This is a genomic window from Variovorax humicola (assembly GCF_037889915.1).
In the GTDB taxonomy this organism is placed as follows: Bacteria; Pseudomonadota; Gammaproteobacteria; order Burkholderiales; family Burkholderiaceae_C; genus Variovorax; species Variovorax humicola.
Genome location: NZ_JBBKZV010000002.1, coordinates 442249 through 467629 on the forward strand (window position 1 = coordinate 442249; position 25381 = coordinate 467629).

Sequence of the window (25381 nt, forward strand, 5' to 3'; positions counted from 1 at the left end):
CGCGCCCACCGGCTCAGGCGCCGCGCCGCGCGGCGGCCTGCTGCTGGAACTCGCCGGGCGTCATGCCCGCCTGGCGCCGGAAGGCCCGGCCGAAATTGGCCGGGTCGCTGAAGCCCAACTGCAGCGCCACCTGCGCCACCGTCGCGTCGCCACGGGCCAGCATCGCGCGCGCGCTCTCGAAGCGCACCTGCTGCGAGAGATCGCGAAACTGCAGGTGCTCCTTCTTCAGGTTGCGGTCGATGGTGCGCGCCGAGATGTTCATCCGGCGCGCCAGGTCTTCCAGCGTGACCTGCTGGCCATGCGCCTCGCGCAGCATCATCGTGACGTACTCGCCCCACCCCGCATCCGGCACCGGACGGTGGTGGCGCGGTGTCTTCATGCGCTCCTCGAACTGCTCCACCACCCGCGGCAGCGCCATCGGCAGCGGCCTGTCGAGCACCGCGCTGCCCATCTCGATGGTGATGCCGGGGAGTGCCCCCTCGTCGAAGTGGAAGCGCACCGGCAGCAGCCTCGTGTAGCGCGCGTGATGTGCGGGCGCGGGCATCGCCATGCGCACGTCGTATGCGGGCGGGTCGGATTCGAACAGCAGCTGGAACTGCGCCTGCACCGACACCGCGATCATCTCCATCGCAAAGCGCATGGTGTCCGGTGGCATGGCGACCACCGGGCTGAACACGCTCTCCCCACCGCCGGGCCCGCGCCGGTAGCGCATCGTGAACAGCTCGTTGATGAAGTGGTAGTAGCGACTCGCGAGGCGCAGCAGGTGGTCGAGGTTCTGGCAGCTGAGCAGCGCATAGCCGAGCTCGTCATGCGCGTTGAGCTTGATCATCCGTCCCACGTCGAAACCGAGATCGCCGCGTCCCGTGAGGCGACAGGCCGCGACGACCAATGCGTCGACCTCGCCCGGCAGCAGCGTGCCGTCGCCGCGCTCGAAGCGCGCCGGCTCGATCTGCGCCATGGCCAGCAGGCGTGCGGTGTCGGTGCCCTGTGCCGACAGGTAGCCCAGCATCAGCGAGAAGTACCGCACCGGCACGCGCTTGGTCGAAAGGTTCATGGCTTGGTTTTTTACGTCCTGGCCGGGCTCGCGGGCTACCCCAACGCACAGGGTATTCCCCCGTTTGTCGGCAATTGACCAGCAGCTGTCAACCACGGACTTTGTTCGATCCGGCGAATTTTTCGATCATCCCTGCACGCCATCCGATGCGGATCACGCGTGCCACTTGACCCCCCCTTTTCAGACCCCCACTCACACAGGAATCCCACCATGTTTCACCATCAGGTCGACACCTCCGTCATCGACGACGCCTCCACCCCCTGGGTGCCCTTCTCGCCCTACAGCAACGACGTGCTGATCAAGTACTTCAAGGCCGACCCCGTGCGCGGCGAGACCATCACGCTGCTCAAGGCCCCCGCCGGCGCACAGATGCCCAAGCACCACCACTCGGGCACCGTCATCGTCTACACCATCAAGGGCAGCTGGAAGTACATCGAGCACGACTGGGTCGCCGGCCCCGGCAGCATCGTGTTCGAGACCGCGGGCTCGGCCCACACCCCCACCTTCGTGGGCGACAGCGACGAGGTCATCACCCTCAACGTGGTGGTCGGCGACCTGCTCTACATGGACGACAACGACAACGTGCTCGCCATCGAGAACTGGAAGACCGCGGTGCAGCGCTACGAGGCCTTCTGCCAGGCCAACGACATCGCGCCACGCGACATCACCGCCTTCAACTGAGCCACCGCACGCCCGCGCATCGACCCATCCCGGGCGGGCCATGCGGCCCGCCATTCCTTTCCACCTCGAGAGTCTTTTTCGTGCCCTCTGCCCTTTCGCGCCTTTCCGTCGCAAGCCATCGCCTGAGTGCGATCTCCAGCGCCGCCCTGGCCCTCATCGCCGTCGCCCTGCCCGCCCACGCCATGGAGATCGACACCGGCAATCCGGATGTCGTCCTGCGCTGGGACAACACGCTGCGCTACAACCTCGGCGCACGCACACAGGCCCAGGACCCGGCCATCCTGGCGAATCCCAACTTCGATGACGGCGACCGCAACTTCAGCAAGAACTCGCTGATCGCCAACCGCCTCGACCTGCTGAGCGAACTCGACCTGGTGGTGGACAAGAAGTACGGCTTCCGGGTGAGCGGCGCGGGCTGGTACGACAACGCCTACACCAGCCTGGACGACCGCAACAATGCCACGGCCAACACGCTGGTCAACGGCGTGCCCACCGCGGGCGCGTTGTCGCCCTACACCTCGCGCTATGCGAAGGGGGCCTCGGGCGAACTGCTCGATGCCTTCGTCTTCGGCAGCACCACCCTCGGCGACACCGACGTCAGCCTGCGCGCCGGCAAGCACACCGTCTACTGGGGCGAGAGCCTGCTCGGCGGCGGCGCGGTGCACGGCATCTCGTACGGCCAGTACTCGCTCGACCTGTGGAAGGCGCTCGCCACGCCGGGCATCGAGGCCAAGGAGCTTTACCGGCCGCGCAATTCGATGACCTTGCAGGTGCAGCCGACGCCCGAGCTGTCGATCTCGGCACAGACCTTCTTCGACTGGGAAAGCGCGCGCTACCCCGAGTCGGGCAGCTACCTCACCGTCAACGATGCGCTGCTGCATGGCGGCGACTCGCTCATCGCCGGCCCCGGCCAGCGCCTGCTGCAAGGCGCGAGCGGCGATCCCCGCAAGACCGGCGACTTCGGCCTGTCGGCGCGCTGGAGCCCGAGCTGGCTCGACGGCACCGCCGGCCTCTATGGCCGGCGCACCGCAGACATCCAGCCGCAGCTCGCGTTGCTCCCGGGCGTGGCGGCCGGCGTGCCGGCCGGCGCGTGCAGCGCCGCGGGCCTGCGCCCGCTCGGACCGACCACCTGCCAGATCAACCCGGGCGTGGCCACGCTGGCGCAGATCCAGGCGGGCCAGGTCGGCCAGTACCGCGCCTACTACGGCCGCGACATCGACATCTACGGCCTGAGCCTGGCCAAGAACGTGGCCGGCCTGAGCCTGGGCGCCGAGCTGAGCTACCGCCACAACATGCCGCTGCAAAGCGTGCCGGTGACCGTGCTGCCGGCGGCCCTGGCCAACCCGGCCGCTGGCCAGGTCTCGCTCGGCGCGCTGGCCGCGCTGGGCAACGACACGCCCGGCGCACGCGGCAACACCATGCACGGCGTGTTCAACCTGCTGGGCACCGTCTCGAAGACGCCGCTGTTCGATGCCGCGAGCTGGAACGCCGAGCTGGTGTGGAACCGCTGGCTCGGCGTGACTCAGAACCCCGGCGCCTTCAAGGGCAGTGCGGCCTACCGCGCCAACCCGGCCAACATCGACGCGGTCAGCAAGGACTATTTCGGCCTCGGCCTGAACTTCACGCCGACCTGGTACCAGGTGTTCCCGGGCGTGGACCTGTCGATGCCGCTGAGCTGGTCGGGGGGCCTGTCGGGCAACTCCGCCGTGACCTCGGGCGGCAACGAGAAGGCCGGCTCCTTCGGCATCGGCATCGCTGCCGACCTCTACAGCAAATACAGCGTCGCGCTGCGTTATGTCGGCTTCTATGGCGACTACGTCAAGACGCCGGCCGGCGCCCTGAACGTCGCCAACGGCACCAACGCGGTGCTGTCCGATCGCGGCCACGTGCTGCTGACCTTCAAGACCACTTTCTAAGTCGAATCCACCCCCACCCCACCCCAAGGAGACATCCCATGAACACCCTTTCCAAGACCGGCACCCTGTGGGCCGGCGCAGTGCTCGCACTGGCCAGCCACTGCGCACTGGCAGCCGTCGCGCCCGAGGAAGCCAAAAAGCTCGGCACCACCCTCACGCCGACCGGCGCCGAGCGTGCCGGCAATGCCGACAAGAGCATCCCCGAGTACACCGGCGGCCTCACCGCGCCGCCGGCCGGCTACGAGAAGGGCTCGGGCATCCGCCCCGACCCGTTCGCCGCCGACAAGCCGCTATACGCCATCACGCAGCAGAACATGGCGCAGTACGACGCGAAGCTCACGGCCGGCACCAGGGAACTGCTGAAGAAGTACCCGACCATGCGCGTCGACGTGTACCCCTCGCACCGCTCGATGGCATTCCCCAAGTACGTGCTGGACAACTCGGTGAAGAACGCCACCTCGGTCAAGACCACCGACGACGGCCTCGCCCTCGAAGGCACCTTCGCCGGCATCCCGTTCCCGATCCCCAAGACCGGCAACGAGGTGATGTGGAACCACCTGCTGCGCTACACCGGCCAGAGCTACTACACCCAGTACGACTCGATCAACGTCGATTCCACCGGCAAGGCGGTGCTCGCCACCACGGGCCAGATCTACATGGACTACCCGTACTACGACCCCAAGCGCAGCCGCCCCTCGGCGGACAGCGACATCTACTTCCGCACCAAGATCGCCTACACGGCACCGGCGCGCCGTGCCGGCGAGGCCCTGCTCGGACAGGACTACATCAACCCGATGAAGAACGGCCGCCGCGCCTGGCAGTACCTGCCCGGCCAGCGCCGCGTGAAGCTGGCACCCGACATCGCCTACGACACGCCCAACCCCGGTTCGGCCGGCGCCTCGACCTACGACGATGCCTGGATCTTCAACGGCGCGATGGACCGCTACGACTTCAAGCTGGTGGGCAAGCAGGAAATGCTGGTCCCCTACAACACCTTCAAGCTGCTCTACGCGAAGGACCCGTATGCGGCGACCACGCCCAACCACATCCACCCGGATTTCGTGCGCTGGGAAGCCCACCGCTTGTGGGTGGTGGAAGCGACGCTGAAGGCCGACAAGCGCCACATCTATGCCAAGCGCACCTTCTACATCGACGAGGACAGCTGGATCGCCGTGGCTTCCGACCAGTACGACGCGCGCGGCCAGTTGTATCGCGCGGGCTTTGCCTACACCAATCCGTCCTATGACGTGCCGGCGCCGGCAAGCATCGGCCAGTCGATCCACGACTTCACCACCGGCGGCTACAACATGACCGGCCTGATGGGTGCCTACAACGTCGGCGTGAAGTACACCGAGCCGCAGTCGGCCAACGCCTGGTCGGCCGACGCGCTGGCCGGCAGCGGCGTGCGCTGATCCGGAGACGACCCGTGCAACGCAGAAGCATGCTGCTGGGCGCCCTGGGCGCGCTGGCCGCCTCGGGCGCCACGCCCGCAGTCGCCGCGGCCGGCGAGGTGCTGGAGCGCCCGGCGCGCGCCAGCGCGCTGGCCGGCGCGCGCCTGATCACCGGGATCGCGCGTGCCGGCAACTGGCTCGTCGCGATCGGACAGCGCGGCCACGTCGTGCTTTCCGACGACGGCGGCCAGCGCTGGACCCAGGCCACCGTGCCGGTGAGCTCGGACCTCACGGCCGTGCGCTTCGTCGACGCCCAGGTGGGCTATGCGACCGGGCACGACGGCGTCGTGCTCGGCACGCGCGACGGCGGTCTGCACTGGAGTCGCCTGCTCGACGGGCGCCAGGCCAACGCACTGGCCCTTGATCGCATGCAGCGCCGCGCCGCTGCACCCCACGCAAGCGAGGAGGACCGCCGCCTGCTGGCCGAGGCCCAGCGCAATGCCGAGGCCGGCCCCGACAAGCCCTTCCTCGATGTCTGGTTCGCCGACGCCGACAACGGCTTCGTGGTCGGCGCCTACGGCCTGGTGCTGCACACCGCCGATGGCGGCAAGACCTGGGCGTCGTGGTTCGACCGCGTCGACAACGCCGGGCTGCTCAATCTCTACGCGATCCACGCCGCGGGTGGCGCGCTCTACATCGCCGGCGAGAGCGGCCTGCTGCTCAAGCTCGATCCCGAGGCCGGACGCTTCCGCGCGCTGGCCTCGCCCTACAAGGGCAGCCTGTTCGGCCTGGCCGCCACCCAGGCCGGCCTGCTGGCCTTCGGCATGCGCGGCCACGCCTTCCTGAGCATGGACGAAGGCGCAAGCTGGGCGGCGGTGAAGACCGGCCTCGGGGCCAGCATCGTGGCCAGCGCCGTCGGCGCGGACGGCACGCTGGCGCTGGTCGACCAGGGCGGCGGCATCGCCATCAGCGGCGATGGCGGCCGCAACTTCGCGGTTCCTGCGCTGCAGTCGCAGCTGCCGCTGGCCGCCGTCGCCTTCAGCGGCAACACCGCACTCGTGCTCGGCGGCCCACGCGGCCTGCGCAGCATCGAACTGATCTCCAAGGACAAGTAAATGGCTATCTCATCAGGGCTGGACCGCATGCCGGTCGTGCGCGACCTTGCCCGCTTCCCGCGCGATTCGGGCTCGTGGCTCGAGCGCGCCGTCTTCAACCACAGGCTGCTGGTGGCGCTGGCCTGCCTGGCCGCGACACTCGTGCTGGGCTTCCTCGCGACCCGCGTGTCGCTCAACGCCAGCTTCGACAAGATGATCCCGGTGGGTCATCCCTACATCCAGAACTACCTGCAGAACCGCAGCGACCTGCGCGGCATGGGCAACACGCTGCGGGTGGTGGTGGAGAACGACAAGGGCGACATCTTCGATGCGCGCTACCTCGACGCACTCAAGCACATCAACGACGACCTGTTCCTCACCGAGGGCGTGGACCGCGCCTGGGTCAAGTCCCTGTGGACGCCCGGCACGCGTTGGACCGAGGTGACGGAAGAAGGCTTCCAGGGCGGCCCGGTGATGCCCGACAACTTCGACGGCAAGGCCGCAAGCGTCGACAAGCTCAAGCTCAACGTCGCGCGCGCCGGCCTGGTGGGCAACCTGGTGTCCAACGACTTCAAGTCGAGTGCCATCGTCGCGCCGCTGCTCGACGGCGGCAAGGACAAGCGCCTGGACTACTGGCGCCTGTCGCGCGAGATCGAGACCAGGATCCGCGACAAGTACGAGCGCGGGCTGGCTGCCGACGGCCAGCCGTGGGGCGTGAAGGTGCACGTGATCGGCTTCGCCAAGATCATCGGCGACCTGCTCGATGGCCTGGTGCAGGTGATGATGTACTTCGGCGCGGCCACCGTCATCGCGGCGTTGCTGCTGTACGGCTACACGCGCTGCGTGCGCAGCACGGCGATGGTGCTGGCGTGTTCGCTGGTCGCGGTGCTGTGGCAGGTCGGGCTGGTGCAGTTGGCCGGTCTCGAACTCGACCCCTATTCGATGCTGGTGCCCTTCCTGGTCTTCGCCATCGGCGTGAGCCATGGCGCACAGAAGATGAACGGCATCATGCAGGACATCGGCCGCGGCACGCACCGGCTGGTCGCTGCGCGCTACACCTTCAGGCGCCTGTTCCTGGCGGGCGTCACTGCGCTCATGGCCGATGCGGTCGGCTTCGCGGTGCTGATGCTGATCCCCATCCCGGTGATCCGCGAACTCGCGATGACCGCCAGCATCGGCGTCGCGGTGCTGATCTTCACCAACCTGATGCTGTTGCCGGTGCTGCTGTCCTATGTCGGCGTGAGCCCGGCGGCAACCGAGCGCAGCCTGCGGGTGGAACAGGACCAGGCCGCCGGCCGCGGCGCAAGTGCGTGGGGCGTGCTGGACAAGTTTGCGCAGCGACGCAGCTGGGCACTGGCGGCGGTGCTGGGCTCGCTCGCGCTGGCCGCGTTCGGCTTCGCCGTGAGCCTGAAGCTGCAGGTGGGCGACCTCGATCCCGGCGCACCCGAGCTGCGGCCCGACTCGCGCTACAACCGCGACGACGCCTTCGTCGCAAAGAACTATTCGCTGTCCAGCGACCTGTTCGCGGTGATCGTCAAGACGCCCAAGGAAGGCTGCCTGAAGTACGAGACGCTCGCGCATGTCGACCGCCTGGCCTGGGAACTGCAGCAGCTGCCCGAGGTGCGCGCCACGCTCGGCCTGCAGGACGTGGTGCGCCAGATCACGGCCGGCTCCTTCGAGGGCAACCCGAAGTGGCTGACCATCTCGCGCAACCAGGACGTGCTGAACTACGGCGCGCAGCAGGCCACGGTGAACAACCCGGAGCTGTTCAACACCGAGTGCTCGGTGATGCCGCTGGTGGCCTATCTCTCGGACCACAAGGCCGAGACGCTGCAGAAGGTGCTGGCCGTGGTGGAGGACTTCGTCAAGGCGCATCCGACCGATCCGGCCATCGTGCAGGTGCTGCCGGCCGCGGGATCGGCGGGCATCGAGGCTGCGACCAACATCGTGGTGCGCGAAGCCAACCGCACCATGCTGTTCTATGTCTACGCGGCGGTGATCGCGCTGTGCTTCCTGACGTTTCGCTCGTGGCGGGCGGTGCTGGTGGCGGTGATCCCGCTGGTGGTCACCTCGATCCTGTGCGAGGCGCTGATGGTGTGGCTCGGTATCGGCGTGAAGGTCGCGACCCTGCCGGTGATTGCACTCGGCGTGGGCATCGGGGTGGACTACGCGCTCTATCTGCTTTCGGTGCAGCTGGCCGGGCAGCGCCGCGGCCTCCCGCTGGGCAAGGCCTATGGCGACGCGGTGATGTTCACCGGCCGCGTCGTCGCGCTCGTCGGCATCACGCTCGCCGCAGGCGTCATCACCTGGGCCTTCTCGCCCATCAAGTTCCAGGCCGACATGGGCATCCTGCTGACCTTCATGTTCCTCTGGAACATGGTCGGCGCGCTCGTGCTGATCCCCGCGCTGTCGCACTTCCTGCTGAACGACAGCCACTTCAGGAAAGCCAATCCGGCCGGCCTCGCCGTGCCGGCCTGACCCACCACCAACGATCAAGGAAAGAACATATGAACGGACTCATGATGCAGCAATCGCTGCTGATCTCCTCGCTGCTGACGCATGCCGAACGGCACCACGGCGAGCAGGAAATCGTCTCGCGCCGTGTCGAGGGCGACATCCATCGCTATACCTTCCGCGACATGGCCGCGCGGGCGCGCCGCATGGCCAACGCCATCGCCGCGCTGGGCGTGAAGCACTCCGAGCGCGTCGCCACGCTGGCCTGGAACGGCCACCGCCACATGGAGCTGTACTACGCGGCTTCGGGCTCCGGCGCAGTGCTGCACACGCTCAACCCGCGCCTGCATCCGGACCAGGTGAGCTGGATCGCGGACCATGCCGAGGACCAGGTGCTGTTCTTCGACATGAGCTTCCTCCCGCTCGTGGAAGCCATCGCGCCGCGTGTGAAGACCATCCGCCACTTCGTCGCCATGACCGACCGCGCCCACATGCCGAAGGACGCGCGCGTGCCCGGCCTCCTGTGCTACGAGGACCTCATCGACGGCAGCAGCGACCGATTCGACTGGCCCGAATTCGACGAGAACACCGCCGCCTCGCTGTGCTACACCTCCGGCACCACCGGCAACCCCAAGGGCGTGCTCTACAGCCACCGCTCGACGCTGCTGCACACCTTCGCGGCGGCCTTGCCCGATGCACTGAACTGCTCGGTGGCCGACGTGATCCTGCCGGTCGTCCCGATGTTCCATGTCAATGCCTGGGGCCTGCCGTACGTGGCCTGCATGGTCGGTGCCAAGCTGGTGTTCCCCGGCCCGGCGCTCGACGGCAAGTCGCTGCATGAGTTGTTCGAGCGCGAGGGCGTGACGCTCTCGGCGGGCGTACCCACGGTCTGGCAGGGGCTGCTGGCCCACGTCGAGTCCCATGGCCTCTCGTTCCGCACGATGCGGCGCACCATCATCGGCGGCTCGGCCTGCCCGCCGGCGATGATCCGCACCTTCCAGGATCGCTACCAGGTCCATGTGCTGCATGCCTGGGGAATGACCGAGCTCAGCCCGCTGGGCACCGTGTGCAGCTTCAAGCCGAAGCACCTGGCGCTGTCGCAGGAAGAGCGCTTCGCGGTGCAGGCCATGCAGGGACATGCGCTCTACGGCGTCGACATGAAGATCATCGACGAAGACGGCAGCGAGCTGCCCTGGGACGGCCAATGCAGCGGCGACCTGCTGGTGCGCGGACCGTGGATCGTCTCGCAATACTTCCGCGGCGAAGGCGACCCGCTGGTCCATTCGGACGGCAAGGGCTGGTTCCCGACCGGCGACGTGGCCTCCATCGATGCCGACGGCTTCATGCGCATCACCGACCGCAGCAAGGATGTCATCAAGTCCGGCGGCGAATGGATCGGCTCCATCGACCTGGAGAACATCGCCATGGCGCACCCCCAGGTGGCGATGGCGGCCTGCATCGCGGCCTACCACCCCAAGTGGGACGAGCGACCGCTGCTGGTGGTCGTGAAGAAGCCCGAGCAGGCCCTCAGCCGCGAGAAGCTGCTGGCCTTCTACGAAGGGAAGATCGCGAGCTGGTGGACCCCCGACGACGTTGTCTTCGTCGACGAGATCCCGTTGGGCGCGACCGGCAAGATGCTCAAGCACAAGCTGCGCGAGACCTTCAAGTCGTACCAGCTGCCGACCGCCTGGAGCGCGACATGAATCGTTCCCTTCGTGCCGCCCTGAAGGCGACCGTGGCCGCCCTCATGCTGATCGACGGCCTGGCTCAGGCCGTGGCGCAGACCGCGCTGCCCTTCCCACGGCCACCGTCGGCCAGCGTGACCGGTCCGTCGCTCGCCGAGTCCAGGCACATCCGGCGCCAGGCACCGGCGCACCTGGCCGCCGACGCGCCCAACGTGCTGATCGTGATGCTCGACGACGCCGGCTTCGCGCAGGCCGACACCGTCGGCGGGCCGATCCACACGCCGACCTTCTCGCGCATCGCGAACACCGGCGTGACCTACAACGCCTTCCACACCGCCGCCATCTGCTCGGCCTCGCGCGCGGCGCTGCTGACCGGGCGCAACCACCACCGCGTGGGCAATGGCGTGATCGCCGAGCTCGGCACCGACTGGGACGGCTACACCGGCGAGATCCCGAAGAGTTCCGCGACGATCGCCGAGGTGCTGCGCGACTACGGCTACCTCACGGCCGCCTTCGGCAAGTGGCACAACACGCCGCCGACGCAGACCACGGCAATGGGCCCTTTCGATCGCTGGCCCACCGGGCACGGCTTCGACAGCTTCTACGGCTTCATGGGCGGCGAGACCTCCCAGTACCAGCCGCGCCTCTACCGCAACACCACGCCCATCGAGCCGCCGCACGACCCGGCATACCACCTCACCGAGGACCTGGCCGGGCAGGCCGTCGACTGGCTGCAGCAGCGCCGCGCCACCGCGCCGGACAAGCCCTTCTTCATGTACTGGGCGCCGGGCGCAGTCCATGGCCCGCACCAGGTGAACAAGCAGTGGGCGGACAAGTACAAGGGGCAGTTCGACGGCGGCTGGGACGCCTACCGCGAACGCGCCTTCGCACGCCAGAAGCAGCTGGGCTGGATCCCGCAGGACGCGCAGCTCACGCCGCGGCCGTCCACCCTGCCGGCCTGGGACAGCCTCGAGCCCCAGGAAAGGAAGTTCCAGGCGCGCCTGATGGAGGTCTACGCCGGCTTCCTCGAACACACCGACACCCAGGTCGGCAAGCTGGTCGATGAGCTGGAGAAGGAGGGCATCCGCGACAACACGCTGATCTTCTACGTCTTCTCCGACAACGGCGCCTCCGCCGAAGGCATGCTCGGTTCGATCGCGGAACTCAACGCGCACAACGGCGTCAACCTGGGCGCGAAGGAGCACATGGCGGTGCTGGAGCGCGACTACGGCGGCCTTGGCGCGCTGGGTGGCCCGAAGCTCGAGAGCATCTACCACGCGGCCTGGGCCTGGGCCGGCATGACGCCGTTCCAGGGCACGAAGCTGGTCGCCGGCTACTTCGGCGGCACCCGCACGCCGCTGGCGGTTTCCTGGCCCAAGCGCATCAAGCCCGACGCCAGGGTGCGCAGCCAGTTCCACCATATCAACGACATTGCCCCGACGATCTACGAGACGGTCGGCATCACGCCGCCGCAGACCGTAGACGGCGTGACGCAGGACCCGATCGACGGCGTCAGCATGGCCACCACCTTCGGCGATGCGCAGGCCAAGTCCAACAAGCCGGCGCAGTACTTCGAGAACCTGGGCAGCCGTGGCCTCTACAAGGACGGCTGGATCGCCTCGGTGTGGGGTCCGCGTACGCCGTGGGTGCCGGGCTACGCCCAGTTCATGGGATGGAAGCCGGCCAACGACCAGTGGGCGCTGTACAAGCTCGACGGCGACTACTCGCAGGCAGTCGACGTCTCGGCCGCGAACCCGCAGCGGCTGGAGGAGATGAAGCGCGAGTTCGACGCGCAGGCCCGGGCCAACAAGGTCTATCCGCTGGGAGCCGGTCTCTACCCCGCCATCGACCCGCAGGCACGGATCGAGTCGCCGTATTCCGAATGGCACTTCAGCGACCGCGTCACCCGCCTGCCGGAGTTCGCGGCGCCGAACCTGCGCTCGCGCAGCAGCGTGGTCACCGTCGACGTCGATCTGCCGGCCGATGCCCAGGGAGTGCTCTATGCGATGGGCGGCATCGCCGGCGGCGTGAGCCTGTACGTCGATCGCGGCCAGCTCGTCTACGAATACAACGCGCTGGCGCTCCAGCGCCACGTGGCGCGCTCGACCACGCCACTGCCGCGCGGCCGCACGCGCATCGAGGTGGAGACGCTGGTGGACTCGCCCAAGCCAGGGTCGGCGGCACAGGTGCTGCTGCGCATCAACGGCACCGAGGTGGGCCGCGCCGCCCTGCCCTACACGCTGCCGCTGTTTTTCACGGCGACCGAGACTTTCGATGTGGGTCGCGATCTGGGGTCGCCGGTGGCGCTGGCCTACTTCGACCGCGCGCCGTTCAGCTTCAACGGGCGAATCCACGACGTGCATGTGGCCTATGCGCAGGCGGCGCATTAGGCCGGCGCCGACCGGCGCCAGGCTTCAACCGCGATGCGCCATCTGCGGGCAAGCGCCTCAGCGCGGGATGCATTCCTCACTGCGTCAAGCTGTTGACGATCTTCGTCTTCGCCGCGTCGTAGTCGCTCTTGCTGATGAGCTTCTGGTTGTAGAGGGACTGCAACTCGGCGAGCTTCTGCTTCGGCGTCTTGGTGCCTGCCGCGGCGCTCGCTGCGGCGGCCGCCTGGTTGGCGGCTGCAGCCGACTGCTGGGCCGCGGCTTCCGAGGCCTGGGCCGCAGCCTGGGCCGACGCGGAGGCCGCTGCGTCCCTGGAGGCATTGGCCGCCACGGCCGAAGTCTCGACCGCCCCGGCCACCACCGCGGTACGCACCGCCGTTCTGCGCCACACGCCGAGGATCGCCCACGCGGGCTCGGCGCAGGCCCACAGCGTCAAGGCCGCCAGCACGCTCGACAAGGCCCTGCGGGGCAGCCTGCTTCGCATTTCGGTTCGCGTCATGTTCGTTCTCCTGTTCGCGGCGGCTTCACTTGGCCCGGGTGTAGTGGAGTTCCATCATCTTGAACATCTTGCTGCCCGCGCCCTGGCCCCAGAGCTCCGACATGTGGTCGCCGTTGTCCAGGATCGACACGCGCAGCTCGAGCGGCGTGGGCTTGGCCGTGAGCGGGTCCAGCACGCTGGCCTTCAACGACGCGGATTTCGTCGCGCCCGCAAAGCCGCCCCGGTACAGGGTCATGGCCGTGCTGCCGGCGTCCAGCCAGGCGATCTGGTAGTTCTTGCCGACGTTGTCGTAGGCGACGTAGCCGATGCCATTGAAGGGTTCGCCCATCACGTTGGCCGACAGCATGATCTGGATGTAGCGATGGTCCAGGACCCAGACATTGACGCACGATCCCTGCGCATCGATCGGCGGCTGGTCCGGGCCCAGCCAGATCTTCATCTTGACGTCGAAGGTGCCGATCATCGGCTCGAGCCGGGCCTGGCCCGGCCCGGGCGTGTTGGCCTTGACCAGGGCCTTGGCCAAGGCCGCTTCGCTCGCTTGGGCGCGCGCGGCGTTGCCGCCCGGTTGCTGGGCCCACGCGGGCGCCGCCAGGTGCAGGACGGCAACCGCGAGGCCCATGAGGCGATAGATCTTCATGGGGTTTCCTTTCGCATCTAGAGGGTTCTGCGCCGGACGGCAACCAGCAGCAGCGTGATAAGCACATGCAGCGCGACGACCGGCCAAAGCAACACGCCGCCCACGTGCGCGATGGCACCGAGACAGGCGAGGTACAGCGCGACCAGCGGGTTGTAGATCAGCATCGCCCGGTACGCCGCCGATGCGCCCTGTGCGCGCCCTCGGGCCGGCCAGCACGCGATGCCCAGCGCGAGCAGCGCAATGCCGACGAAGCGCCCGAGTGCCTCCGACATGCTGGACCGCTCGATGCCGAGCAGCACCAGCACGAGCATGCCGGGCGCGATCATCAAGGCGCCGCCGGCGGCGATCTCGCTCAAGGCGGCGAGCATGAGGACCTTGGCGGGCGCGTCGAAGCTCATGGGTTGCTCCGGTGATCAGCGCACGCCGACCCGGTTCACGGGACCGCCCCGGTTCATCGGTGTCCCGGGCCGGGCGCCCACGCCAGGCGCGCCGACCCCGACAGTGGAACGCCGGGCCACGCCGGCATAGCTCATCGGCGTCGCGGGCCTGCCGATGATGGCGTGCGCCGGCGCGATCACGCCCTCCGGCCCGGTGCCGGCCCAAGCGGCAGCCGCCAGCGCCACCACGAACGCCGTCCTGCAAATCGTGCGTGTCATTTGCCTTCTCCTGCCGGTACGCCCGGCGGCAATTCATCGAAACCGCCCAGTTGATCCGGCTGCAGTTTTTGCGCGCCGGCGGGGGGAACGAACGCGAAGGCGTCCCGCGCAATCCTGGGATCGGTCTTCCAGTTCGTCACCCTGATCGTGTATTGCGGCGCGCCAGCCATGGTCTTGCTGGTGATGACCAGCTTGCAGGGAATGGGCCGCTCGCCCACTTCCACCCACAGTTGCCAATCGGTATCGAAGTTGCGGAAGGCGAGGTGATCGCAGGCCCGGCCATCGACGACGCCCTGGCCAATGTGCTTGGCTTCCATGATGTCGGCGGCGAGGTGCTCGTAGGAATTCGACAGCAGGAGGTCGCCGCCGGGAAGCGCGATCCCGTGGCCTTCCCGCAGGGCCACGATCAACTCGTCCACGGTGCCCGGCGCCTCGAACTGGGCGTAGCTGTTGCTGCCCTTGCTGACGATGCCGACGGTGTTGCCGTCGTAGTTCAGCGCCACGTCGGCATAGCCGCCGACGCGGTGCGCCCGCAGCTTGTTCGGCCGGCTCAGCAGGATGTCGCCGGAGTTGGTGAACTGGATCTTCTCCATCTGCGGCGTGATGACTTCGATGTCGCTGTCAAAGCTCAGTCCGACGGTCGGCTGGCGCCCGACGTAGTCCGACATGGCCTTGAGGATGGCCTTCGGGTCGCGCGCCTGGGCCTGCGCGCCGGGTCCCGCCATGGCCAGCGCAACCGTCGCTGCCACCGCCAGCATGCGCCCGCGCCGGAACGACGCGCGCGCTGGCTTGATTCGACTGTCCGTGTTCGTCATTTCCATCCTCCATGGATGCCGGCACCCGGCGTTCTCTTGCAGCAATTCAACAGTTCATCCGGCAAGCCGGCGGATCGCCGCGAGCACGTCGGCACCGGGATCGTGCTTGCGGAAATAGGCGGTGCATCCCACGGCCTGGGCTTCGACACGCGTCTCTTCGTCGTCATGCGCCGTGATGAAGATGAAGGGCGCATGCCCACCCTTCGCAACGAGCCGGCGAGCCAGCTCGATGCCGGACATGCCGCCGAGCTTGACGTCGAGCACCAGGCAGTCGAAGCCGGGATGCTTGGTGTCGGCGAGGAAGTCCTCGGCCGAGGCATAGGTGACCGGTTGCATGCCCGCGGCGCGCAACAGCCGTCCGAGCGAACGGCAAAGGCTTTCATCGTCATCGACGACTGCGACATAGATGGGGGTCCTCGTGCTCATGGGATGTCCATGGGCACTGTGGGCGCCGGCGTGCGGACTGTCTACTTCCCTTTAGGGAAGGTCGGTGCGCTCATGGCCGCCCATGCGCCCGGCTTCCTGCACGAGTTGCGTGAGTGCCGTGACGGAGCGGACCTGGAGCTTGGCCATGATGGAGGTGCGATGAAGCTTCACGGTGCGTTCGTTGATGGCGAGGTCGCCGGCGATCTGCTTGTTGAGGCGTCCCCTCAGCACATGCGAGAGCACCTCCAGCTCGCGCGCGGACAGCGCGTCGAAGCGCCCTTGCAACGCCTGCCGGTGGGCGCGTGCTTCACGCTCCCGTGCATCGCGTTCGAGCGCGCGACGCACCGCATCGAGCAGCTGTTCCTTGGGTGCATGCTTCTCCAGGAAGTCCTCGGCACCGCTGCGCATTGCGCGCACCGACGACGAAATGTCGCCATGGCCCGTCAGGAAAAGCAGCGGCAGCGGGTTGGGGGTCGCCGCCAGGGCCGCCTGCAGTTCCAGCCCGTTCAATCCCGGCATCTGCATGTCCGCCACCACGCAGCCCGGCGCGTCGGCCTCGCGCTGTGCAAGAAAGTCCATGGCCGACTGAAAGGTCTTCACGATGAATCCGCTGGCCAGCAGGAGGCGCGCCGTGGCGGTGAGGAAGGACGCATCGTCGTCCACGATGTGCACGGTGCCTTCGGCCGCATTCATCGGGTCGGTTCCTGCAGCGCGACCGGCAAGGTGAAGCGAAGACTCGCGCCTCCACCTTCGAGGTTTTCCGCCCAGAGCCGGCCGCCATGGGTTTCGATGAGCGTGCGCGAGATCGACAGGCCCATGCCCATGCCGCTCGGCTTGGTGGTGAAGAAGGAACCGAAGACCTGTTCGAGCTTGTCCGGCGGAATCCCGAGGCCGCTGTCGGTCACCGCGATCTCCACGGCCTGAAGTCCGTTGCGCACCGCGCTCACCACGATGCTGCGGGCCTTGCGTCCCGCTTCGTCGATGGAGTCCATGCCGTTGGAGATGAGATTGAGGAGCACCTGCTGCAGGTGCACCCGGTCGCCCAGCACCAGCGGCATGTCGTCCGCGATCTCCACGACCATCTTCACCTGCCGCGCCGTGGCGTCGGGACGCACCAGGGCCGCAACATCGCCGACGATGTCGTCCACGGCGAGCGGCTGCATCTCGATGTCGCGCCGCTTCAGCAAGCCGCGCATGCGGTCGATCACGGCGCTCGCGCGCTGGTCGTCGCCGAGGATGTCTTCCACGATGGCGCGCAGCTCGTCGAGGTCCGGCGGTTGCGCCTCCAGCAGCAGCGTCGCGGCTTCGGCATTGCGCAGGATGGCGCCCAGCGGCTGGTTGATCTCGTGGGCCAGCGCCGACGCGAGTTGGCCCATCACCGAGACCCGACCCACATGAGCCAGTTCCTGGCGCAGGTGCAGCATCTCCTGCTCCGCTTCCTTGCGCACGGTGACGTCGCTGCAGGTGCCGCGCGTGCGCACCGGTCGATGCCGCTCATCGAACTCCACGCGCCCCTGGGCGGCGATCCAGCAGGTTCGGCCAGCCGGCATCACGGTGCGGAATTCGGTCTGGTAGTGGCCATCGCCAGCATTCGCCTGTTCCATCGCCTGGCGCACCAGGTCCCGATCGGCCACATGCACGCGCTGCAGCAGTTTCTCGAACCCCGCAGGCTCCGTCGGCGTGAGGCCGAACAGTTCCCGCATCCTGGCACTCGCCCAGACCTCGTCACGCGCGAAATCCCGAACCCAGAGCCCGAGCTTCGCCGCTTCGACGGCGAGGATCATGCGCTGCTCGCTTTCACGCAGGTCCCGCACGAGCTTCGACGCGCGCATCACGTCCCGGCTGAGTTCGTAGGCCATCGCCAGCACCAGGCCCAGGGAGAACAGGCTGATCGTGACGGGCGCCTGGATGATTCCCCAGAAGATGAGCATGGTCTGAAGATTGCCCGCCAACGCGAAGAAGGTCGCGCCGACCCCGACCGTGAGCACGGCACTGCGCTGGCGGCGCCGCCACGCGGTGAGACTCGCATCCGCCACGAAGACCACCAGCGCGATCGAGCTCAATTGCCCGACGAGCATGCTCGGGTTGGGTGTACCGATCGGGACGGCCACGAGGTCGCCGAGGAACGGGATCCGGTCCAGCGCAGTGATCTCTCTGTAGTTGAGGTTCTGGCCGGTGGTGAAGTTGAGCAGCAGCGAGATACCGCGCAGTCCGATGACGCCCCACCCGAGCCAGGGGCGGCCGGCCTCGAAGTAGGTCCGCACGAAGAACACCAGCGACACGATCACCAGCCATATCGGCACATGCGCCCAGCGCACTGCCATGGCGAATTGCTCCGGCGTCTGTGCGAGCAGCACCGACACCTCGCAAAAGGCGAAGAGCGCGGTCGACACGGCCATCATCGAAAAATAGAAATTCGGCCATGCCGTCCGGTCGCGCATCCAGACCGGCAGATGAACGCCGGCCAAGGTCAGGCTCGCCGCCGCGACCATCGACCAGACGACGGTGACCCAGCTCATGACCATGCACCCGGCCCTTCGCGCGTTTCGCAACGCGCTCGGCCCGCATGCATGGTCCGGATGGCCCTCAGCGAATTCGTCTGCATCGTTTGCCCCGTCCCGAACAATCGCCCATTGTGTCCCCGGGCGCCGCGCCTTGAAAGCCCCGCGCCGCCAGCCGCGCGCCGCCAGGAACGCGCCGTCAACTGCCCGAAGGGGAAGGTGCGCCCACAGGCCGAAGTCCATATTCTTGCGGCGCGAGCAAGGTCCAGCGGTCGCGCTGCCGTTCGCTCGCAGCGAAGGAGCCCACCATGCACAGACTCAGTTGGATAGCCGCCGCCTTCACGCTCTCCATGCTCACGGACGGCATGGCGATCGCGCAGCAGGTGACCGGCGTGCTGGGCACCCCCGGTGCCACCACCACGCTCGACGGCAGGCAACTGCCGCCGCCCGACCCGAAGTTCGGCGGCGAGATCACGCAAAAGGCTTCGGAGTCCAAGGAATGGTGGGCGCCGCGCGTGGTGCCGCCGAAGAACGCGCCCAACGTGCTGCTGATCATGACGGACGACGTCGGGTTCGGTGCGCCAGGCACTTTCGGCGGCGTGGTCCCGACGCCGGCGATGGATCGGATCGCGAAGAGCGGCGTGCGCTACACGAATTTCCACTCCACCTCGCTCTGTTCTCCGACCCGCGCCGCGTTGATCACCGGGCGCAACCACCATGTCGCCGGGTTCGGCGTGGTGGGCGAGATCGCGACCGGATTCCCGGGCTACGACTCGGTCATCCGCAAGGAGAACGGCACCATCGGCGCGATCATGAAGCAGAACGGCTACTCGACCTCCTGGTTCGGCAAGAACCACAACACGCCCTTCTACCAGGCGACGCAGGCCGGCCCCTTCGACCAGTGGCCCAACGGCATGGGCTTCGAGTACTTCTACGGCTTCATGGGCGGCGATGCCAGCCAGTGGCAGCCCAACCTCTACCGCAACACCACCGCGATCTATCCCTTCGAGGGCAAGCCCGGGTGGAACCTGACCACGGCGATGGCCGACGAGGCCATCCAGTACATGAAGGCGAACAAGGAGGTCGCGCCCGAAAAGCCCTTCCTCGTCTACTACGTCCCGGGCGGCACGCATGCGCCGCACCATCCGACGCCGGAGTGGATCAAGAAGATCGGCGACATGCACCTGTTCGACGGCGGCTGGAACAAGCTGCGCGAGACCATCTTCGCCAACCAGAAGCGCCTGGGCATCATGCCCGCCGAGGCGAAGCTCACGCCCTGGCCGAAGGAACTGCCGCAGTGGGACGCGCTCGGCCTGGAGGAGAAGAAGCTGTTCATCAAGCAGGCCGACGTCTACGGGGCCTACCTCGCATACACCGACCATGAGATCGGCCGCGTCATCCAGGCCGTCGAAGACCTCGGGCAGCTCGACAACACCCTGATCATCTACATCAGCGGCGACAACGGTGCGAGTCCCGAAGGCATGCTCAACGGCACGCCGAACGAATTCACCACCTTCAACGGCGTGCCGGTGCCGGTCAAGGACCAGTTGCTCTGGTACCCCTTCTGGGGCTCCGACCGGACCTTCCCGCACTTTGCCGCACCCTGGGCATGGGCGATGGACACGCCCTTCAAGTGGACCAAGCAGGTGGCCTCTCACTTTGGCGGGACGGCCCAGGGCGTGGCCATGTCGTGGCCCGGCCATATCAACGATGCCGGTGGAATCCGGCGCCAGTTCCACCACATCATCGACATCGCGCCGACCATCCTCGAAGCCGCCGGACTCTCCGCGCCGGACACGATCAACGGCATCAAGCAACGCCCCATGGACGGCGTGAGCATGGCCTACACCTGGGACAAGGCGAATGCAGCCGCCCCCTCGAAGCGCCCCACGCAGTATTTCGAGATGCTCGGCAACCGTGCCATCTACAACGACGGCTGGGTCGCGGCCACGACCCCGGCGACGCTGCCGTGGGAACTGAGCACCGCCACCCCGCCCGATGTCATGACCGGCTACAAGTGGGAGCTCTACAACGTCGCGGAAGATCCGACCCAGTCGAACGACCTCGCGGCGACGATGCCCGAGAAACTCAAGCAACTGCAGGACGTCTTCTATGCCGAGGCCAAGAAGCATGACGTGCTGCCGCTCGACAACTCGTCGCTGGCGCGCTGGAACGCGCCGAAGCCCACCCTCACCGCGGGACGCACCGTCTTCACCTACAAGGGAACGCTGACCGGCGTGCCCAACAGCGGTGCGCCGAGCATCCTGAACAAGTCCTACACGATCACGGCCGAAGTGACCATCCCCAAGGGCGGCGCGGAAGGCGTGATCGTCACCGACGGCGGGCGCTTCGGCGGCTACGCACTCTTCCTCAGCAAGGGCGTGGCGGGCGTTCGCAGCGGCAAGCCGGTGTTCCTCTACAACCTGCTCGACCTCAAGCGCACCGTGTGGGCCGGGCCCGAACTGGGCGCCGGCAAGCACACCATCGTCTTCGACTTCAAGTCCGCCGGCCCCGGCCTGGGCAAGGGCGGCACCGGCGTGCTGCTGGTGGACGGCAAGGAAGTGGCCCGCAACTCGATCGAGCACTCCACCCCGGTCACCTTCCCGGAGGACGAATCCTTCGACGTCGGCCAGGACACGCGCAGCGGCGTCGCCATGCTCGAATACCGGTACGAGCCGCCGTTCAAGTTCACCGGCACCATCGACAAGCTCACCTTCAATATCAAGCCCGAGCAATTGAAGGCAGAAGAGCTGAGGCAGGCACCGGCCAGGGCGCATGCGCTGGCGCGGGCGAGAGACTAGGTCGGGCGCAGGCACGGCGTGCCTGCTTGCGGCGGCCGTCGGTGAAGAACCGAAGCGGTCATTTTTCTTCCCCAACTTTCCCAGGAGCGAATCATGAGAACCAAGCTGTTGACTTTGGCGCTGTGCGCTGCCGTACTCGCCGGCGGTTGCGTGTCGGAGCAGAAGTACAAGTCGGAGGTCGCCACGGCCACCAACTACCAGGCGCTCAACACCAAGCTCTCGAGCGAGCTGAGCAGTGACCAGGCGCAGATCACGCAGATGCAGAACCAGCTCAAGGTGACCATGGTCAACGAGGTGCTCTTCCCCGAAGGCGGCTGGACGCTGAGCCCGAAGGGCGAGCAGGCGCTCGGCAAGATCGCGCCGACGCTGGCCAACCTGCCCGGCCAGCAGATCGTCGTGCAGGGCTTCACCGACAACGAGCCCATCGGTCCGGCGCTGAAGGCACGCTTCCCGTCCAACCTCGAGCTCTCGTCGGCGCGAGCGGACGCGGTTGCACGCTACCTGGTTTCGAAAGGCGTGCCGCAGAACACCGTTTCGGCCCAGGGCTTCGGTGACGCACGGCCCGTCGCCGGCAACGACACGCCGCAGGGCAAGGCGAAGAACCGCCGCGTCGAGATCGTGATCGCGGCGGCCGGTCGGCCCTAGCGTCTCATTACTTGCCATCACCTGGCCTGGCATGACAAATACTTAGACGTGATGCGGTACGTCCTGGGCGAATCGAGGGTGTACCGCAAGCTCGCCCCATGCCATTCGGAAGCTGGTCATGGCCACAAAGCGGCGCCATCGCTACGCTTGCTGCCTGTCGCGTCCGTTCGATGTGGGTCAGGTCCCACTCTGCAGGCGCTCGGCATTGGAAGCGGCCAGGTCTTAAGGGAACAATAAGGGGAACTATCGAAACATCGAAACCGACGTTGCCAGGAATAACGCTGGCTCCATGGGCTTTTTCGATTCCCTCCGTGCCAGGCCATTCGCTCTCATCGCTTTCGCTACGATCGGCCAGTCAATCACCGCCGACTCCAGCACGACATGAGGGCCTTCAACCGATTTCACCGCCGACTTGGCGTCGACCGCGACGATGCAGACGTTCGCTCGACCGTCTACATCGCGATCGGTGCCGGGGTGCTGCTCGCGCTCGTCAAGTCGCTTGCCGCCGGGATGACCGACTCGGCGTCGATGCTCGCCGAGGCGGTGCATTCATGGGTGGGCACGCTGACGGACGGCTTCCTGGTCGCCGCGTACCTGGCGGCCCGGCGCCCGCCCGACGAAACGCATGTGCTGGGCTATGGACGCGAGTCCTATGTGTGGTCGCTGTTCGGGTCGGTGGCGATGTTCACCGTGGGCGCGGAGGTCGGCATCTGGCGCGGCATCCGTCAACTCGGCGCCGCCGACATGGACACCGAATACCTGATCGGCTACGTGGTGCTGGCGGGCTCTTTCGTGTGGCAAGCCTGGTCTTTCGCGCAGGCGGTGTCCTTCGTGCGCAAGCGCGCGGCCGAGCTCGACCACGGGCTGTTCGCGCATGTGTTCAGGACCTCCGATGCGCAATTGCGCACCGTCGTCACCGGGGACTTCATTGCGCTGGTCGGGATTGTCGTGGCGGCGGCCGGCATGGCGCTGCACCAGTTCACCGGCAACGTGGCCTGGGACGCGGCAGGGTCGTTCATCGTGGGCCTGCTGATGGGCGCGGCCGGCCTGTTCCTGATCAACACCAACCGACGTTTCCTGGCGGGTGCAACCCTCACGCCGGGACAGCGCGCAACCGCCATACAGGCGCTGTATGCGCTACCCGAGGTGAAGCGGGTCACCTACCTCTACGCGGAATTCATCGGGCCCCAACGCATCGTCGTCGCGGCACGCGTCGAACTGCGGGGCGAACTTTCGCAAGCCGACCTTGCGCGCACGCTGCGGCGTCTCGAGCAGACGATCATGGAACACAAGCACATCGGGCGCGTCACCCTGAGCCTCGCGGCGCCGGAAGAGCCGGACGCGCACTGACTCCCTCGGATCGCGGATCGCGGGTCGCGTGTCGCGTGTCGGGTGTCGCCGATCGCGGGTCGCGGATCAGCCTGACTCGGCGTCCTCGAGCGTCGAGAACATCACTGCGAAGATCTCGCGCGTCGTCAGCGACCCGCCGGCATCCTTCTCGACCACGATGAGTTGCTGCGCATCGGGCAGCCCGGCCGGTATCACCATCTTGCCGCCGGGCTTCAACTGGTAGGTGAGCGCGGGCGGGATCAGTTCGGGAGCGGCCGTCACGATCACCTTGTCGAACGGCGCGTGTTCGGGCCAGCCGTGGCAGCCGTTTCCGACCTTGATGTCGACGTTGGGATGGTCTTGCTGCGCGAGCCTGCGCCGGGCCTGATCGGCCAGTTCTTCGATCAATTCCACGCTGAAGACCTGCGTCGCGAGTTCAGCCAGGACTGCGGACTGGTATCCAAGGCCGGTGCCTATCTCCAGCACCCTGTCGGTCGGCTGCACATCGAGCAGGTCGGTCATCACCGCAACGATGAAAGGTTGCGAAATCGTCTTGCCGAAGCCGATGGGCAACGGTGAATCGACGTACGCGTAAGGCCGCAGTTCGAAAGGCACGAACTCGTGGCGCGGCACCTTGCCCATCGCGTCCATGACGCGCCGGTTCAGCGCCGCCTTGCCCAGATACGAGGTCGCAAAGATCGTCTTCGCGGCGATTTCCGCGAGCATGAGTTGCCGCAAGTTCGTGAAGTCGGGTTCGCTCACTGAGTAACCTCCGTGCCGCGCACTGCGGTGCGAGCGCCTTCGGGCGGCCAGGCGGCGCTCTGGGTAACCTCCACGCTGCGCACTTCGGTGCGAGCGCCTTCGGGCAGCCGGGCAGCGCTCTGGGTAACCTCCGTGCTGCGCACTTCGGTGCGAGCGCCTTCGGGCGGCCGGGCAGCGCTCACGGACCTCGTGAAGCAGCGTGCTGCACCGCCCATGGTACGCCTGCCGGGCGCTCAGCGGACCGGATCGATCGGCGTGGCGAGCGCGCAGCGCTGCTCGATGGCTTCGGCGGCGTCCAGGCACTGGTCGTCGCGGAAACGCGCGCCGGTCAACAGCACCCCGATCGGCAGTCCGGTGGCCTCGTCGCGGTCGGCCGGCACGCAGGCCGAGGGCAGGCCCATCAGGTTGGCCGGCAGCACCGGGCGCACCATCTCCATGGTCGCCTTCGCGCCCGCCTCGGAGGCCGCATCGAAGCCTGCCTCGAACGGCAGTTGGCTCCAGGTGGGCGATAGCACCAGCGGGTATTCGGCCAGGAACTGCGACCAGGCCCGGGCAACGCCGTCGCGCTGCATGAGCATGATCGACATGGCGGCTGCGTCTGGCAGCGGCGGCACGGCGGACTGCATCATCGCCAGGAAGGTCGCGCCGCTGCCGCCGATCAGCGGCATCAGTTGCGGCATCACGGCGGCAAAGTCACCGAGCAGGAATTGCGTCCACACGGCGATCGCGTCCTCATAGCGCGGCGGGCAGGTTTCGACCACCGCGTAGCCGGCATCGGACAGCGCGTCGGCCGCCCGTCGCACGGCGGCAGCCACACGCGGATCGGTCCCGCCGCCGGGCGGCTCGGCAACCACGGCGACGCGCAGGGGCCCGGGCGCCGCACTGCCGGCCAACGGCGCGGTAATCGACCAAGGGTCGCGCGGATGGGCGCCCATCATGACCTGCAGCGCCGCCCGCACGTCGGCCACGCGCCGCGCCATCGGCCCCTGCACCTGCATCAGCTGCACCGCCAGCAGGCGATCCTCGCCCGGGACCAGGCCGGCATCGGGCACGCGGCCGGCGGAGGGCCGGATCGAGGCGATGCCGCAGGCATTGGCCGGGTTGCGCAGCGAGCCGCCGATGTCATTGCCCAGGCCGATCGCGCACATGCCGGTGGCCAGCGCGACCGCATCGCCGCCGCTGGAGCCACCGGCCGTGCGGGCGGCGTTCCAGGGGTTGAGCGTTGCGCCATGCAGGCAGCTGTCGGTGTGCACGCGCAGGGCCATGTCGGGCAGGTTGGTGCGGCCGATGGGGATCGCGCCGGCCGCCCGCATGCGTTCGACGACCGGTGCGTCCAGCGGCACCACGGCGTCGGCCAGCCCGGGCACGCCCCAGGTCGTGGGCAGGCCGGCCATGTCGATGTTTTCCTTGACGGTGATCGGCACACCGTGCAGCGGGCCGAGCGCTGCACCGGCGGCGACCTTGCGATCCGCCGCCTCCGCCGCAGCGCGAGCCTCGTCGGCCAGCACCCGTACCACGGCGTTGACTCGCGGGTTGACGGCCGCGATGCGCGTCAGGTGGGCTTCAACGACCTCGGCACACGAGACCTCGCGCCGCGAGACCATTCCTGCCAGTTCGAGCGCGGAATGTGTCCACAGCGGATTCATGG

Annotated in this window: 22 protein-coding genes; 10 read left to right on the forward strand and 12 right to left on the reverse strand. The window is 67.6% G+C overall.

What is annotated here, in order from left to right; all coding sequences use genetic code 11:
* Window positions 1-13: 13 nt before the first annotated feature.
* Window positions 14-1054 carry a helix-turn-helix domain-containing protein gene (locus WKW80_RS06000; RefSeq protein ID WP_340362629.1) on the reverse strand — a complete coding sequence of 347 codons (1041 nt, stop codon included), beginning with the start codon at window positions 1052-1054 and terminating at the stop codon, window positions 14-16.
* Window positions 1055-1264: 210 nt separating this feature from the next.
* Here WKW80_RS06000 and WKW80_RS06005 point away from each other — a divergent pair, with 210 nt between their 5' ends.
* From WKW80_RS06005 to WKW80_RS06035, 7 genes are all read left to right on the forward strand, one after another.
* The gene (locus WKW80_RS06005; protein ID WP_340362627.1) at window positions 1265-1735 is read left to right on the forward strand and encodes a 2,4'-dihydroxyacetophenone dioxygenase family protein; all 471 of its coding nucleotides are present in this window, start codon (window positions 1265-1267) and stop codon (window positions 1733-1735) included.
* Between the two features lie 80 nt (window positions 1736-1815).
* Window positions 1816-3651, forward strand: a complete 1836-nt coding sequence (locus WKW80_RS06010; protein ID WP_340362630.1) for a DUF1302 domain-containing protein — start codon at window positions 1816-1818, stop codon at window positions 3649-3651.
* A gap of 38 nt (window positions 3652-3689) precedes the next feature.
* Complete coding sequence (locus WKW80_RS06015) at window positions 3690-5063, forward strand: DUF1329 domain-containing protein (protein ID WP_340362631.1); 1374 nt, start codon at window positions 3690-3692, stop codon at window positions 5061-5063.
* Between the two features lie 14 nt (window positions 5064-5077).
* Window positions 5078-6157, forward strand: coding sequence for a WD40/YVTN/BNR-like repeat-containing protein (locus WKW80_RS06020; RefSeq protein ID WP_340362632.1), 1080 nt, complete (start codon window positions 5078-5080; stop codon window positions 6155-6157).
* A complete protein-coding gene (locus WKW80_RS06025) occupies window positions 6158-8614 on the forward strand; it encodes an efflux RND transporter permease subunit (RefSeq protein ID WP_340362633.1) in 2457 nt (818 codons plus the stop codon).
* Between the two features lie 29 nt (window positions 8615-8643).
* On the forward strand, window positions 8644-10293 hold the full coding sequence (locus WKW80_RS06030; RefSeq protein WP_340362634.1) for a 3-(methylthio)propionyl-CoA ligase: 1650 nt from the start codon (window positions 8644-8646) through the stop codon (window positions 10291-10293).
* Window positions 10290-12665, forward strand: a complete 2376-nt coding sequence (locus tag WKW80_RS06035) for an arylsulfatase (protein ID WP_340362635.1) — start codon at window positions 10290-10292, stop codon at window positions 12663-12665. The genes WKW80_RS06030 and WKW80_RS06035 overlap by 4 nt, the downstream gene beginning before the upstream one ends.
* A 76-nt stretch (window positions 12666-12741) precedes the next feature.
* On the opposite strand, the gene WKW80_RS06040 is transcribed toward WKW80_RS06035, so the two are convergent.
* Genes WKW80_RS06040 through WKW80_RS06075 form a run of 8 tightly spaced genes read right to left on the reverse strand, consistent with a single transcriptional unit; the run spans window position 12742 to window position 18214 of the window.
* Window positions 12742-13161 carry a hypothetical protein gene (locus WKW80_RS06040; RefSeq protein WP_340362636.1) on the reverse strand — a complete coding sequence of 140 codons (420 nt, stop codon included), beginning with the start codon at window positions 13159-13161 and terminating at the stop codon, window positions 12742-12744.
* A 25-nt stretch (window positions 13162-13186) separates the two neighbouring features.
* Complete coding sequence (locus tag WKW80_RS06045; protein WP_340362637.1) at window positions 13187-13798, reverse strand: DUF1579 family protein; 612 nt, start codon at window positions 13796-13798, stop codon at window positions 13187-13189.
* 17 nt (window positions 13799-13815) lie between these two features.
* Window positions 13816-14196, reverse strand: coding sequence for a hypothetical protein (locus WKW80_RS06050; protein ID WP_340362638.1), 381 nt, complete (start codon window positions 14194-14196; stop codon window positions 13816-13818).
* A 15-nt stretch (window positions 14197-14211) separates the two neighbouring features.
* Entirely contained in the window at window positions 14212-14454 is a 243-nt protein-coding gene (locus tag WKW80_RS06055) for a hypothetical protein (RefSeq protein ID WP_340362639.1), read from the reverse strand.
* On the reverse strand, window positions 14451-15269 hold the full coding sequence (locus tag WKW80_RS06060; RefSeq protein WP_340362640.1) for a DUF2092 domain-containing protein: 819 nt from the start codon (window positions 15267-15269) through the stop codon (window positions 14451-14453). Before WKW80_RS06060 ends, WKW80_RS06055 begins: the two co-directional genes overlap by 4 nt.
* A gap of 54 nt (window positions 15270-15323) precedes the next feature.
* The gene (locus WKW80_RS06065) at window positions 15324-15695 is read right to left on the reverse strand and encodes a response regulator transcription factor (RefSeq protein ID WP_340362641.1); all 372 of its coding nucleotides are present in this window, start codon (window positions 15693-15695) and stop codon (window positions 15324-15326) included.
* Window positions 15696-15746: 51 nt separating this feature from the next.
* On the reverse strand, window positions 15747-16388 hold the full coding sequence (locus tag WKW80_RS06070; protein ID WP_340362642.1) for a response regulator transcription factor: 642 nt from the start codon (window positions 16386-16388) through the stop codon (window positions 15747-15749).
* Window positions 16385-18214 carry an ATP-binding protein gene (locus tag WKW80_RS06075; protein WP_340362643.1) on the reverse strand — a complete coding sequence of 610 codons (1830 nt, stop codon included), beginning with the start codon at window positions 18212-18214 and terminating at the stop codon, window positions 16385-16387. The genes WKW80_RS06070 and WKW80_RS06075 overlap by 4 nt, the downstream gene beginning before the upstream one ends.
* A 290-nt stretch (window positions 18215-18504) precedes the next feature.
* Between WKW80_RS06075 and WKW80_RS06080 the strand changes: the two genes are divergently transcribed.
* The 3 genes from WKW80_RS06080 (at window position 18505) to WKW80_RS06090 (ending at window position 22992) form a co-directional block, all read left to right on the forward strand.
* The gene (locus WKW80_RS06080; protein WP_340362644.1) at window positions 18505-20997 is read left to right on the forward strand and encodes an arylsulfatase; all 2493 of its coding nucleotides are present in this window, start codon (window positions 18505-18507) and stop codon (window positions 20995-20997) included.
* Window positions 20998-21090: 93 nt separating this feature from the next.
* Complete coding sequence (locus WKW80_RS06085; protein ID WP_340362645.1) at window positions 21091-21642, forward strand: OmpA/MotB family protein; 552 nt, start codon at window positions 21091-21093, stop codon at window positions 21640-21642.
* Window positions 21643-22023: 381 nt separating this feature from the next.
* The gene (locus WKW80_RS06090; RefSeq protein WP_340362646.1) at window positions 22024-22992 is read left to right on the forward strand and encodes a cation diffusion facilitator family transporter; all 969 of its coding nucleotides are present in this window, start codon (window positions 22024-22026) and stop codon (window positions 22990-22992) included.
* Window positions 22993-23058: 66 nt separating this feature from the next.
* Here WKW80_RS06090 and WKW80_RS06095 read toward each other — a convergent pair whose 3' ends face one another.
* Genes WKW80_RS06095 through WKW80_RS06105 form a run of 3 tightly spaced genes read right to left on the reverse strand, consistent with a single transcriptional unit; the run spans window position 23059 to window position 25379 of the window.
* Entirely contained in the window at window positions 23059-23733 is a 675-nt protein-coding gene (locus WKW80_RS06095; RefSeq protein WP_340362647.1) for a protein-L-isoaspartate(D-aspartate) O-methyltransferase, read from the reverse strand.
* Entirely contained in the window at window positions 23730-23915 is a 186-nt protein-coding gene (locus tag WKW80_RS06100) for a hypothetical protein (RefSeq protein ID WP_340362648.1), read from the reverse strand. Before WKW80_RS06100 ends, WKW80_RS06095 begins: the two co-directional genes overlap by 4 nt.
* A gap of 51 nt (window positions 23916-23966) precedes the next feature.
* Window positions 23967-25379, reverse strand: coding sequence for an amidase (locus WKW80_RS06105; RefSeq protein WP_340362649.1), 1413 nt, complete (start codon window positions 25377-25379; stop codon window positions 23967-23969).
* Between the last annotated feature and the right edge of the window lie 2 nt (window positions 25380-25381).